This window comes from Methyloceanibacter superfactus, assembly GCF_001723305.1.
GTDB classification, from domain to species: Bacteria; Pseudomonadota; Alphaproteobacteria; order Rhizobiales; family Methyloligellaceae; genus Methyloceanibacter; species Methyloceanibacter superfactus.
This window is the reverse complement of the sequence record NZ_LPWF01000023.1, coordinates 212,310-222,455: the sequence shown is the minus strand read 5'-3', so window position 1 is coordinate 222,455 and position 10,146 is coordinate 212,310. Positions and strand designations below refer to the sequence as shown.

The 10,146-nt window shown below is 63.9% G+C and carries 15 protein-coding genes, 1 tRNA gene and 1 pseudogene; 7 read left to right on the top strand and 10 right to left on the bottom strand.

Annotation, left to right across the window (positions count from 1 at the left end):
* Positions 1-127: 127 nt before the first annotated feature.
* Together AUC69_RS07245 and AUC69_RS07240 are read right to left on the bottom strand one after the other, a co-directional pair.
* Positions 128-664 carry a cytochrome b/b6 domain-containing protein gene (locus AUC69_RS07245; protein ID WP_069441541.1) on the bottom strand — a complete coding sequence of 179 codons (537 nt, stop codon included), beginning with the start codon at positions 662-664 and terminating at the stop codon, positions 128-130.
* Between the two features lie 5 nt (positions 665-669).
* On the bottom strand, positions 670-930 hold the full coding sequence (locus AUC69_RS07240) for a PepSY domain-containing protein (RefSeq protein WP_069441540.1): 261 nt from the start codon (positions 928-930) through the stop codon (positions 670-672).
* A gap of 144 nt (positions 931-1,074) precedes the next feature.
* Between AUC69_RS07240 and AUC69_RS07235 the strand changes: the two genes are divergently transcribed.
* A complete protein-coding gene (locus AUC69_RS07235) occupies positions 1,075-1,731 on the top strand; it encodes a response regulator transcription factor (protein ID WP_069441539.1) in 657 nt (218 codons plus the stop codon).
* A 3-nt stretch (positions 1,732-1,734) separates the two neighbouring features.
* Positions 1,735-3,087 carry a HAMP domain-containing histidine kinase gene (locus AUC69_RS07230; protein ID WP_069441538.1) on the top strand — a complete coding sequence of 451 codons (1,353 nt, stop codon included), beginning with the start codon at positions 1,735-1,737 and terminating at the stop codon, positions 3,085-3,087.
* Here the strand turns inward: AUC69_RS07230 and AUC69_RS19310 are convergent.
* The 3 genes from AUC69_RS19310 to AUC69_RS07225 all read right to left on the bottom strand — a co-directional run bounded on the left by AUC69_RS19310 (position 2,993) and on the right by AUC69_RS07225 (position 4,357).
* Entirely contained in the window at positions 2,993-3,247 is a 255-nt protein-coding gene (locus tag AUC69_RS19310; RefSeq protein ID WP_342018551.1) for an alpha/beta fold hydrolase, read from the bottom strand. The genes AUC69_RS07230 and AUC69_RS19310 overlap by 95 nt on opposite strands.
* Positions 3,248-3,321: 74 nt before the next feature.
* Complete coding sequence (locus AUC69_RS18985; RefSeq protein ID WP_280136626.1) at positions 3,322-3,456, bottom strand: hypothetical protein; 135 nt, start codon at positions 3,454-3,456, stop codon at positions 3,322-3,324.
* A gap of 61 nt (positions 3,457-3,517) precedes the next feature.
* Positions 3,518-4,357, bottom strand: a complete 840-nt coding sequence (locus AUC69_RS07225) for a ligand-gated ion channel (protein WP_069441537.1) — start codon at positions 4,355-4,357, stop codon at positions 3,518-3,520.
* A gap of 137 nt (positions 4,358-4,494) precedes the next feature.
* On the opposite strand from AUC69_RS07225, the gene AUC69_RS07220 reads away from it, so the two are divergent.
* On the top strand, positions 4,495-5,022 hold the full coding sequence (locus tag AUC69_RS07220) for a hypothetical protein (RefSeq protein WP_069441536.1): 528 nt from the start codon (positions 4,495-4,497) through the stop codon (positions 5,020-5,022).
* Between the two features lie 39 nt (positions 5,023-5,061).
* Here AUC69_RS07220 and AUC69_RS07215 read toward each other — a convergent pair.
* Positions 5,062-5,147: transfer RNA gene (locus AUC69_RS07215), tRNA-Leu, on the bottom strand.
* Between the two features lie 105 nt (positions 5,148-5,252).
* Between AUC69_RS07215 and AUC69_RS07210 the strand changes: the two genes are divergently transcribed.
* The 4 genes and pseudogenes from AUC69_RS07210 to AUC69_RS07195 all read left to right on the top strand — a co-directional run bounded on the left by AUC69_RS07210 (position 5,253) and on the right by AUC69_RS07195 (position 7,573).
* Entirely contained in the window at positions 5,253-5,834 is a 582-nt protein-coding gene (locus AUC69_RS07210) for a YqaA family protein (protein WP_069441535.1), read from the top strand.
* A 10-nt stretch (positions 5,835-5,844) separates the two neighbouring features.
* Positions 5,845-6,330: a disulfide bond formation protein B gene (locus AUC69_RS07205; RefSeq protein ID WP_069441534.1), complete on the top strand. Its 486-nt coding sequence runs from the start codon at positions 5,845-5,847 to the stop codon at positions 6,328-6,330.
* A 105-nt stretch (positions 6,331-6,435) separates the two neighbouring features.
* Positions 6,436-6,828: a thioredoxin family protein gene (locus AUC69_RS07200; RefSeq protein ID WP_069441533.1), complete on the top strand. Its 393-nt coding sequence runs from the start codon at positions 6,436-6,438 to the stop codon at positions 6,826-6,828.
* Positions 6,829-6,854: 26 nt separating this feature from the next.
* Positions 6,855-7,573 (top strand): annotated as a pseudogene (locus AUC69_RS07195) (cytochrome c biogenesis CcdA family protein).
* A gap of 102 nt (positions 7,574-7,675) precedes the next feature.
* On the opposite strand, the gene AUC69_RS07190 reads toward AUC69_RS07195, so the two are convergent.
* The 4 genes from AUC69_RS07190 to AUC69_RS07175 form a co-directional block, all read right to left on the bottom strand.
* Positions 7,676-8,242 (bottom strand): HNH endonuclease, encoded by a 567-nt coding sequence (locus tag AUC69_RS07190; protein ID WP_069441587.1) that lies wholly within the window; start codon positions 8,240-8,242, stop codon positions 7,676-7,678.
* 142 nt (positions 8,243-8,384) lie between these two features.
* The gene (locus AUC69_RS07185) at positions 8,385-9,065 is read right to left on the bottom strand and encodes an alpha/beta hydrolase (RefSeq protein ID WP_069441532.1); all 681 of its coding nucleotides are present in this window, start codon (positions 9,063-9,065) and stop codon (positions 8,385-8,387) included.
* 27 nt (positions 9,066-9,092) lie between these two features.
* Positions 9,093-9,587: a bacterioferritin gene (gene bfr, locus AUC69_RS07180; protein ID WP_069441531.1), complete on the bottom strand. Its 495-nt coding sequence runs from the start codon at positions 9,585-9,587 to the stop codon at positions 9,093-9,095.
* Between the two features lie 56 nt (positions 9,588-9,643).
* Positions 9,644-9,886: a (2Fe-2S)-binding protein gene (locus AUC69_RS07175; RefSeq protein ID WP_141700645.1), complete on the bottom strand. Its 243-nt coding sequence runs from the start codon at positions 9,884-9,886 to the stop codon at positions 9,644-9,646.
* Positions 9,887-10,146: the final 260 nt, after the last annotated feature.

The window sequence follows — 10,146 nt, the reverse complement described above, 5'->3', positions numbered from 1 at the left end:
ATGAACGAGTGGCGCGAACTCACGATGCGAAACCGCCCCCCCACTGAAATCAGCTTACGGAGATGGACATGAAGGGGCAACCCGAAGCTGCGCTATCGGTGCGGCGCCGATGGGCGGCGCGCGCTCGTCACAACACGTCACCGGTTTCGGGCGCCCGCTTGCGGCCGGTCACCATGGCGCGGATCAGATTCTCGTGATGCCGGAAGCTCGCCCACAAAACGCCGCCCACGTGCAAGCCGACCAGGACGAGCGCGAGATTGGCGAGGGTCTCGTGAATGTCCTCCATCATCTCCGAGCCCCAAAAGGCGTCGGTGGTCAGCAACCAACCGGAGAGGCACAAGCCGATCAACGTGGCGAGCAGGGCCACGATCATGGCGCCGCCGGCCGGGTTGTGGCCGAGATGGCGTGCCTCCCGGCCGGTGGCGATCTCTTTCAGATAGCTGGCGACGGCAAGGGGAGATTTGACGAACTGGCTGAAGCGGGCATGGGGGGTGCCGATTACGCCCCAGACGAGGCGCATGGCAATCAGCGCTGCCGCCGAATAGCCAGCCCAGAGATGCAGCGTCTTCCAGTCGTCGCCCGAGAGCCAGGCCACGACCAAACTCGCTACCAAACTCCAATGGAACACGCGAACGAAGATGTCCCAAACCCTTGTCGTCGCCATGGCGCTTAGCCCTCCTTGACGACCTCAAACGACTTGGGATCGAAATAGGTCTCCGCCCGCTGGCCTTTGCCGTCAAAGCCGTAGACCTCGTAGCAACCCGCATCGATCTTGATGCGGTTGATCTTCCATCCTTCCGCCTCGAGCTTCTGGCGGAGCACCTGCTCGGGTTGCCATTCGGCCTTCGGCACCGAGCAGCCTTCGTTCGCGAAGGCGGCGCCGCTCGAAATCAAGGTCAGACCGGTGATCAAAAGAAGAGTGCGTTTCATGATCTGTCTCCATCGACGTGGGTTGTTGATGGGGACAAAGATAGAGATGCCGCCTGACACGGACCTGACGGCGCAACAGTCCGATTTTCAGGTTGTTGTAAGGTTGTCGGCGCATGGCAGTGGATCGCGGGTATCGAAGGTCCAATGCGCATTTTACTGATCGAGGATGAGCCTGCGCTCGGCGATGCCGTCGCCACGCACCTGAAGCGCTCCAATCACGCGGTCGATTGGGTGCAGCGGCTTGACGACGCCGACGCGGCCCTGCGCGCGGTCGATTACGGGTTGGTTCTGCTGGATCTGCACCTGCCCGACGGCCGGGGGCTCGACCTCCTACGGCAGCTCCGCAAGGCGGACGACAAGCGGCCGGTCATCATACTTACGGCGCGCGACCAGATCCGGGACCGCATCGAAGGCCTCAACGCCGGGGCGGACGATTACATCGTCAAGCCATTCGATTTGGACGAGCTCGTCGCGCGCATTCTAGCGGTGCAGCGGCGATCGGCGGAGAAAGCCAGTCCGACCTTCCGTGCCGGCAACCTGACCATCGATCAAGCCGCGCGCAAGGTCTGGCGCGACGGAGACGAGGTGCAGCTCACGGCGCGTGAGTGGGCCTTGCTTGAATGTTTGGCGCAGCGCGCGGGGGCGACGTTGTCCAAGGCGCAGCTCGAGGAAGCGCTGTACGCTTTCGGTGCGGAAGTCGAGAGCAATGCCGTCGAGGTGTTCGTCAGCCGGCTGCGCAAGAAGCTTGGCGCCGACGCGATCCATACGGTTCGCGGTCTCGGCTACCGGCTGGAGCGGTAGTCCATGCGCTCTTGGAGCATAAGCCGCAGGCTCGTCGTCACTCTTGTCGTCCTCATTGGCGGGATTTGGCTCGCCGGCAGCGGCATTGCGGCGCTCATGATCCGTCACGAGATCGACGAGGTCTTCGACAGTTCGCTGCAGGAGACCGCGCAACGCCTATTGCCATTGGCGCTCGACGACCTTCGCCGGCGTGACCGCGAGGATGACGAAGAGAGCGAAAGGACATTGGTCAACCCTTTCTCGGCCGAAGAGCATGAGGAATATCTCCACTACCAGGTTCGCGACGCGCAAGGAGACGTTCTGCTCCGGTCGCACGACGCCTCGGCCGAGCCTTTTCCGGCCCCTCTCAAGCGCGGCTATTTCGATGACGGGGACCGGCGCTATTTCACCGAGGTCGCGCCCGACCGGACGATCTTAGTGCAGGTGGCCGAACTGCCCGCGGAACGGCAGGAGGCCATTTCCGCGCTGGGGCTCGGCCTGACGGTGCCACTGCTTGGCCTGCTGCCGATCGCTGCGTTCGTTGTCTACTGGACTGTCAGACGCGCGACGCACCCGATCACGCAAGTTCAGCAGCAGATTGCCAAGCGCAGCGGCGAGAATCTCGAGCCCATCGACCCTCGCGGCCTGCCTGATGAGCTTGTGCCCATCATCCAGGATATGAACCGTCTGCTCGAGCGGCTCAAAGCGGCGCTCGAGGCGGAGCGGGCCTTCGCCGCCAACAGCGCGCATGAGCTGCGCAATCCGATCGCCGCCGCGCGGGCGCAAGCCGAGCTCATCGCCGAAAATCTGCGTGGAAGTCCGGACCACGCCCGCGCCATCCAGCTTGTCGGCGTGCTGGGCCAGCTTGGCAAACGCATCGAAAAGATGCTTCAGCTTGCTCGCGCCGAAGCCGGTCTAGGTCTCGACCGCACGGAAACGGACATTCTCGCCGTAACGCAGCTGGTCGCGGCGGACTACGCACGGCGGCCGCAGCTCGGTGAACGTGTCGTCTTCGATCCCGGCACAGCCGAGCCGGTTATCGTCGCCATCGACCCGGACGCGTTAGGCATCGCCTTGCAGAATCTCATGGACAATGCGTTTGCACATGGCCGTCCGGGCACGCCGGTCTCAGTGGCGGTCGGGCCGGGACCGCGCATTCACATTGTCAATGAAGGGCCGGTGGTTGGCTCCGACGAGTTGGCGGACCTCACTGAGCGCTTCACGCGCGCCGGGGCGACACGGGCGCCGGGAACGGGACTTGGTCTGTCGATCGTCGATCAGATCATGCGTCAGGCCGGCGGCCGTCTTGACCTCGCGTCGCCAGCCCCGGGTAAGAAGGACGGCTTCGCGGCGACGTTGGTCTTTCCCGCACGCTAGCCGATGAAGTCGGCGACGAGCGTGAGATGCGATAGCCGTGGCTGGGCTTGTCGCTATCGCCGTGACCGCGCATGTCGAGCGCGATGACATGGTAGCGGTCGCCCAGTCCTTCGAGCTGATGCTTGAATTGCGCGGCGGTTTGCGACCAACCGGGGATCATGAGCAGCGGCGAGCCGGAACCGGCCTCCAGGTAGCGAAGGGTCACGCCGTCGTTCGTCGTGACTTCGCCGCCGGTCACGATAGCGTGGTCCACAGGACGGCGATATTCGCGACAAAATAGATGCCGAGCACGGCGGCCGCCCAGCGTCGGTCGGCGCGTTTGACCGCGGTCTCGGCGTCCGGCTCGGCGCCGCGCCAGGAGGTCGCCACGACCCGCGCCAAGGCGATGATGATGAAGAGATAGCGAGCAGGAAAATCTTATCGAGCATCATCAAATAGTCGCGTCGGGCAGCGATGCGGTTGCCGTCAACTGTAGCGCGACGAGTGTCAGAAGCGCGGTGATACCGAGGCCGATACGCCCCTCCACATAGCGCGGCCGGACGAAATAGACGAGCGAGGCGCACACGACGATCAGCAGGATCGGCACGAATGTCTTGAGCGACATGGCGATGACGGGCCGCGTCACGGGAACGGAGATGACGATGCGCGAGTACGGATCGGCTGTTCCGACGGACAGATCGCCAAAATTCGTCGGATAGGTATTGGTGATGATCCGCATGGTCGGCTTGCCGACCCGGAAACCGGGCAGGGTGATGACGGGATCGATGATGACGGGATGCTTGCCGTCTGCGACGTAGACTTGTTCGCGCGCGTTGGCCAGCGTGTCCTCCATGATGACCTTGAGCTCCTGCTTGTCGAAGGGATAAGCCTCGAGCGGGAACTTCGCGGCGAACAGGCCCTGATAGCGGATGATGGCGTAGAGGCTGCCGTCGGGCATGGTCTCGGGCGTGTCGATCAACTCGTCGCGGCGGTTGTCGTCCGAGGCGAAGCGATTCATGAACTCCATGGATTTGGAGGGATCGATGTCCGCGTTCTTCCACCGGAACCACACATAGAGATCGATAACGTAGTTGTTGGTCTTGAAGTCGAGCTGCTGGATATCGTTGATATAGGCGCCCACGATCACTTCTTGCGGGTTCGCCGGCGTGGCCGCCGCTTGAATGGCCTCCATCACCGGGCGCGGCGCGTCCTGGGCCGGCGCGGGTCCGGGCCAGAGCGTGACCACGACGGCGAAGAGGGCAGCCGCCAAGCGATAGGCGTGCAATTGCATTAGGTCCGGGTCCCGCGGGTCCAGCAAACATTGATCTCGCAAGGGTCTTGAAGCAGCAGGGCCCTTTTTCGGCAACAATTTTTCGTCCGAGAGGCTAACGCGGGCGCCTGATAGTGTGAGCCGGGGAAAACTGCCGCATGAAATCGCCATCGCGCCGAGCATCGCTTCAGGCGGAGATCGCAAGTGAGCTGGAACCGGGCGAACGCCTCGTCTGGACCGGGCATCCGGACGCTCGCGCCGTGTTTCGCAAGCTGCTCTGGCTCATTTGGGTTGGCGGACCGGTTGTAGCGATCGCCGCCTGGTTCGCCCGCGATTTCCTCGTCGCGCAGTTTGCCGTGCTGGCGGGCCTCGCGCTGTTGCTGGGCCCGGGCGTGGCTGCATTGATGGCGCGGCGGACGATCTATGGACTCACCGACCGGCGGGCGATGATCCTCAGCAAGTCGATCGGGCACCGGGCGCTTTCGAGCGTGGACCTTAGCGCCGCCGACAAGCGGGTGGAGACTCTCCAGGGCGAAGGCGGGGGAGGGACGGTCCTATTCGTCTCGGGTCTGGCGCCCCGGAGGCGCTACACCGACTACACCGGCAAGTTCGGCTTCTGGGACGTGCCGGATGCCGCCCAGGTGGCGGCCGTTGTGCAGAATGAACTCGACCGGCGGCGCGGCTGAGAGCAACCGCGACCACCCTTCCAATCGCGAACGTGAAGATGGTGCCCCAGGCCGGACTCGAACCAGCACACCCTTGCGGATAACAGATTTTGAGTCTGTCGCGTCTACCATTCCGCCACTGGGGCTTTCGGGCCGGGAACATGGGGTAACGTTGCGGCCCGGTCAACTCTCGCTGCATGCCCCGCGAGAGCCGATGGACAAGGGGCGGGTCCCCGGCTAAAGCAAGCGCCATGTTGAGGCGAGCCTACGAACGGACCATGGAGCTCGCCGCTCATCGCAATGCGCCTTGGGCCCTCGCGGGCGTGGCCTTCGTCGAGAGCTCGGTGTTTCCGATCCCTCCCGACGTCGTGCTCATCCCCATGGTGCTCGCTGAGCGGCGGAAGGCTTGGTTTTATGCCGCTATTGCCACCGTCGCCTCGGTCGTCGGCGGCATCTTCGGCTATATCATCGGCTATTTCCTGTTCGAGACCATCGGCCAACCGATCCTCAGCTTCTACGGCTACGGCGAGGCGTTCGAGGACTTCGCCAAGCGCTACAACGACTACGGCGCCTGGATCGTGTTCATCGCCGGCGTTACGCCCTTTCCCTACAAGGTCATCACCATCGCCAGCGGCGTGACCCAGCTCAATTTCCTGGTGTTCATGCTGGCAAGCGTGGCGGCGCGGGGCTTGCGATTCTTCGTCGTCGCCGGACTGCTCTATTGGTTCGGCCCGCCGATCAAGGATTTCATCGACAAATATCTCGGCCTCTTGTCGATCCTGTTCGTGGTGCTGCTGATCGGCGGCTTCGTCCTCATCAAATATGTGATGTAGGAGGCGAAAGATGGCGCAAGCTCCAAGGCCGGTGATGATGGTGAGCGGTGTGGTGTTCGTGCTGGCGCTCGCCACGATCCTGACCGCGCTCGGGTTCGAGCATTTGGGCGGCTATGCGCCTTGCCAGCTCTGCCTGCAGGAGCGTTACGCCTATTACTTCGCCGTCCCCGCCGCCTTGCTGGCGCTGATTCTCGCCCGCATGGGCTTGGCCGGGGCGGCGCGCGTCCTGCTCGTGCTGATCGCGCTGGCGTTCATGGCCAATGCCGCGCTCGGCGTCTATCACGCCGGCGCGGAGTGGAAATGGTGGCCCGGGCCCGACACCTGTGGCGGTGGCTTCGACCTCAAATGGGGCAAGGACGGCATCGTCGATACGCCGGTCATCCGCTGCGACGAGGCGACTTGGTGGTTCCTCGGCCTATCCTTCGCCGCCTGGAACGCGGTGGTTTCGGCCGTGCTGGCGGCGCTCGCCGCCTTCGGCGCCGCCCGGGCGCGTTGAACCGGATCATCCCGCTCACGAAAGTTTCAAGGGTGGTGATTGGCGCTTGCCAAGGGCCCGCTGCTATAGCGGAAGGGAAGGTTTTCTCCCTTGGAGGTTCCAAAAATGACCATGATCCGCGCCCTTTTCGCCGGCCTCGTTGCCATCGCCTTGCTTGGCTCCGTCCCCGCTTCGGCGGCGGAGTGGAAGGAGTTCACCCCCGAAGCGCTCGCCGCGGCGCAAGCCGACGGCAAGCCCATCCTGGTCGACGTGTTCGCGGCGTGGTGCTCGGTCTGCCGCGCGCAGAACCCGATCCTGGTGAAGCTGACCCGCGAGCCGAAATACAGGGACCTCGTGGTGTTCAAGGCCGACTTCGATACCCAGAAGGATGACCTGAAGGCGCTGAATGTGCGGTCGCAGAGCACGCTCATCGTGTTCAAGGGCGGCAAGGAGCTCGACCGCTCGGCGGGCGACACCAGCCAGATCTCCATCGAGGGCATGCTCGACAAGACGCTTTAGGGCGTGACGTCGGCGAGGTAAGCGCGATGATCGGCACAATCGGCTTGGCGCTGCTAGCAGGTGTGCTGTCGATCCTGTCCCCTTGCGTGCTGCCGCTGCTGCCGATCGTGCTCGGCACGGCGCAGAGCGAGCATCGGCTCGGGCCCGTGGCGCTGGCCGCCGGGCTCGCTGTGTCCTTCACGGCGATCGGCCTGTTCGTCGCCACCATCGGCTTCGCCATTGGCCTCGACACCGACGTGTTCCGCGCCATCTCGGCCGTCCTGCTCATCGGCGTCGGCTTGGTGTTGCTGGTGCCGCGCTTCCAGGAGCAATTCGCGGTGGCGGCGAGCCCGGTCGGCTCTTGGGTCGACGATCGCTTCGGCGGGTTCTCAGGAACCAGCCTTTACGGCCAGTTCGGCTCGGGCTGTTGCTCGGTGCGGTCTGGGCGCCCTGCGTCGGGCCGACGCTGGGGGCGGCGTCGATCCTCGCCGCCAAGGGTGAGAATCTCGGCCAGGTGGCGCTCACCATGCTCGCCTTCGGCATCGGCGCGGCGCTCCCCCTCATGGTGCTCGGCTTCGTGTCGCGCGAGGCGATGATGCGCTGGCGCGGACGCCTGATGGAGGCGGGCAAGGGCGGCAAGATGCTGCTCGGCGTGCTGCTGGTCGCGGTCGGCTTGCTGGTCGCCACCGGCGCCGACAAGCGGCTCGAGACGTTTCTGGTGAACATCTCGCCCGACTGGCTGACCAATCTCACGACGCAATATTGAGCGCGAAACCTTCCCCTCGTCATTGCCGGGCTTGACCCGGCAATCCAATCCACAGGCCTCTCACGCGCTGCGGCGTAACGGCGTGGATGACGATGCGGTGGCTTACGGCTCCAGCTCGGTATCCCAGTAGAGATAATCGAGCCAGCTCTCATGCAGGTAATTCGGCGGGAACAGCCGCCCATTGCGGTGTAGCTCGAACACCGTGGGGCGGTAAGGCTTCTGCGCCGGCCACATCTTGGCCTGCGCCGGCATCACGCCGCCCTTCCTGAGATTGCATGGCGCGCAGGCCGCCACGACATTCTCCCAGCGGGTCAGCCCGCCGCGTGAGCGTGGGATGAGATGGTCGAAGGTCAGGTCCTGGTTGTCGCCGCAATACTGGCAGGTGAAGCGGTCGCGCAGGAACACGTTGAATCGGGTGAAGGCGGGATAGAGCGCCGGGCGCACATAGCTCTTGAGCGACACCACGCTCGGCAGCTTCATCTCGAAGGACGGCGAGTGAACCGCGTGCTCGTATTCGGAGACGATATTGACCCGGTCGAGGAACACGGCCTTCACCGTGTCCTGCCAACCCCAAAGCGAAAGCGGATAATAGGAAAGCGGCCGATAGTCGGCATTCAGTACGAGCGCCGGGTAAGTGCCGGGGGCAGCCGATGCGGTTGCGACGTTCAAGGCCAAACGGTCCTTCAACTTGCCCGTCGCACTCGGGCCCTCCTTCTCGATGGCCGGATACTATAAGGACGTGTCACGAATGTGAAGGGCCCCACATGATGTGGTCCCCATTGGCCTTGGCCCCTAGGCGGTGCCGCGCTGCTTATGAGTTTTGGCTGTGGCGGTGCTGCGCGGTGGCGAAGGCATGCTTCAGAAATGCACCGCCGAGCCGCAAGCCCTCGCCGTCAATGCCGTGGCCGATGCCTTCGGCCACATGCCATTCCACCGGCAGGCCGGCTTGCGCCAGCGCCTGACGGGCCATGAGCATGGCGTCGACGGGGATCACCTCGTCCATGTCGCCATGCACCAGCAGGATGTCGGGGCCCGTGCCCGGCGCGGGCAGCGCCTCGAGAGTGGCGAGGGCGCCGGAGTAGCCGACGATCGCCGCAGGCGACGGCTTACGGGCCAGACCGGCGGCCAGCGCCATCATGGTGCCCTGGCTGAAACCGACGAGGCCCAGCGCTTCCGGCGGCAGGCCGTAGCGCTGCAGCTCCGCATCGAGAAAGGCTTGCAGCGCGGGCGACGCCCGCTTCACGCCTTCGGCGATCAGCGCCATGTCGCCGAGCGACAGGTCGAACCACTGCCGGCCCATGGGTGCCATGCCGCACGGCTCCGGCGCGTTCGGCGAGACGAAGCGCGTGGGCAGGGCGGGCGCCCATTCGCGCCCCAGGCCGATGAGGTCGTTGCCGTCGGCGCCATAGCCGTGCAGGAACACCACGAGCTGGCGCGGAGGCCCACCCGCGGCCGGGTCGAGGCGCGGTCCGTCGAGCTGCGGTGAGGTCATCTAGGCGGAGACCCGATCCGCCCGCACCTAGTCGCCCTCCGGGACGTCGTCGGCCGAATGGGCATTCAACTGGCCGTACATCTGAGCGCCGATGTCGTTCAGCAGGCCGAGCTGGGTCTCGATGAAGTCGATATGGCCTTCCTCGTCAGACAGCAGCTCCTCGAAGAGATCCATGGTGACATAGTCCTCTTCCTTCCGGCAGCAAGCACGCGCTTCCATGTAGAGGGCGCGGGCGCCGTACTCGGCCTTGAGGTCGCATTCGAGGATCTCTTTGACGTTCTGGCCGATCATCAGCGGATCGAGCTTCTGCATGTTGGGGAAGCCCTCGAGGAAGATGATGCGGGTCACCAGCTTGTCGGCGTGATGCATCTCCTCGATCGATTCCTCGCGCTCTTTCTTGGCCAGCTTGCTGTAGCCCCAATCGTCGAGCAGACGATAATGCAGCCAATACTGATTGACGGCGGTGAGCTCGCTGGTCAGCGCCTTATTGAGATATTCGATGACTGTGGGATTGCCCTTCATTGCGTAATTCTCCTCTCAACCTCGATGTTCATTGTGACGTGATCTGTTGTGTGCCGCTAGTCTCGGCGCTCATTGGCGGAGCGGTGCGGCAGGGAAGCCGCCGAGCTCGGCCCCTCTTCGTCGTAACCGACCATAAGCTTGGACATGAGCGGCAGGCAGCTGCCACACGAGGGGCGCTTGCCGAGCGTGCGATAAATGAGACCTGGCGTGAGCACCACGAACGGATCCTTGGTGCGGAGCGCCGAGACCGCTTCGTGAATGTCTTGGGACGTGATCATCGTGCAAGAACAAACAATCATGCCTCTCTCTAAGGCGGCGCGGCCGGTTTGTCGTCAGGTCCTGCGCGAAAAACAAACTCATGCGGAGAGCTGGGGTTCGATCAGGAGGGGACGCTCAGATTAGGATGATTCTAAAGTAGAATGGACGGGTCCGCAAGCGAAACGCCCGCCAAAGAGACCGGGAGCTTCTGACAGGGCCGGTGCTTAGGGCCTTATAAACCAAGCAATTTATCCGAGTTTTAAGTCGTGTCTGCCATGTTCGCCGCTGAACAAGGGGAAAA

Bases quoted from the DNA above. Each gene is read 5' to 3' on its own strand.
- AUC69_RS07245 (WP_069441541.1), bottom strand. From the start codon at position 664: ATGGCGACGACAAGGGTTTGGGACATCTTCGTTCGCGTGTTCCATTGG.
- AUC69_RS07240 (WP_069441540.1), bottom strand. From the start codon at position 930: ATGAAACGCACTCTTCTTTTGATCACCGGTCTGACCTTGATTTCGAGC.
- AUC69_RS07235 (WP_069441539.1), top strand. From the start codon at position 1,075: ATGCGCATTTTACTGATCGAGGATGAGCCTGCGCTCGGCGATGCCGTC.
- AUC69_RS07230 (WP_069441538.1), top strand. From the start codon at position 1,735: ATGCGCTCTTGGAGCATAAGCCGCAGGCTCGTCGTCACTCTTGTCGTC.
- AUC69_RS19310 (WP_342018551.1), bottom strand. From the start codon at position 3,247: ATGATCCCCGGTTGGTCGCAAACCGCCGCGCAATTCAAGCATCAGCTC.
- AUC69_RS07225 (WP_069441537.1), bottom strand. From the start codon at position 4,357: ATGCAATTGCACGCCTATCGCTTGGCGGCTGCCCTCTTCGCCGTCGTG.
- AUC69_RS07220 (WP_069441536.1), top strand. From the start codon at position 4,495: ATGAAATCGCCATCGCGCCGAGCATCGCTTCAGGCGGAGATCGCAAGT.
- AUC69_RS07210 (WP_069441535.1), top strand. From the start codon at position 5,253: ATGTTGAGGCGAGCCTACGAACGGACCATGGAGCTCGCCGCTCATCGC.
- AUC69_RS07205 (WP_069441534.1), top strand. From the start codon at position 5,845: ATGGCGCAAGCTCCAAGGCCGGTGATGATGGTGAGCGGTGTGGTGTTC.
- AUC69_RS07200 (WP_069441533.1), top strand. From the start codon at position 6,436: ATGACCATGATCCGCGCCCTTTTCGCCGGCCTCGTTGCCATCGCCTTG.
- AUC69_RS07185 (WP_069441532.1), bottom strand. From the start codon at position 9,065: ATGACCTCACCGCAGCTCGACGGACCGCGCCTCGACCCGGCCGCGGGT.
- bfr (WP_069441531.1), bottom strand. From the start codon at position 9,587: ATGAAGGGCAATCCCACAGTCATCGAATATCTCAATAAGGCGCTGACC.
- AUC69_RS07175 (WP_141700645.1), bottom strand. From the start codon at position 9,886: ATGATTGTTTGTTCTTGCACGATGATCACGTCCCAAGACATTCACGAA.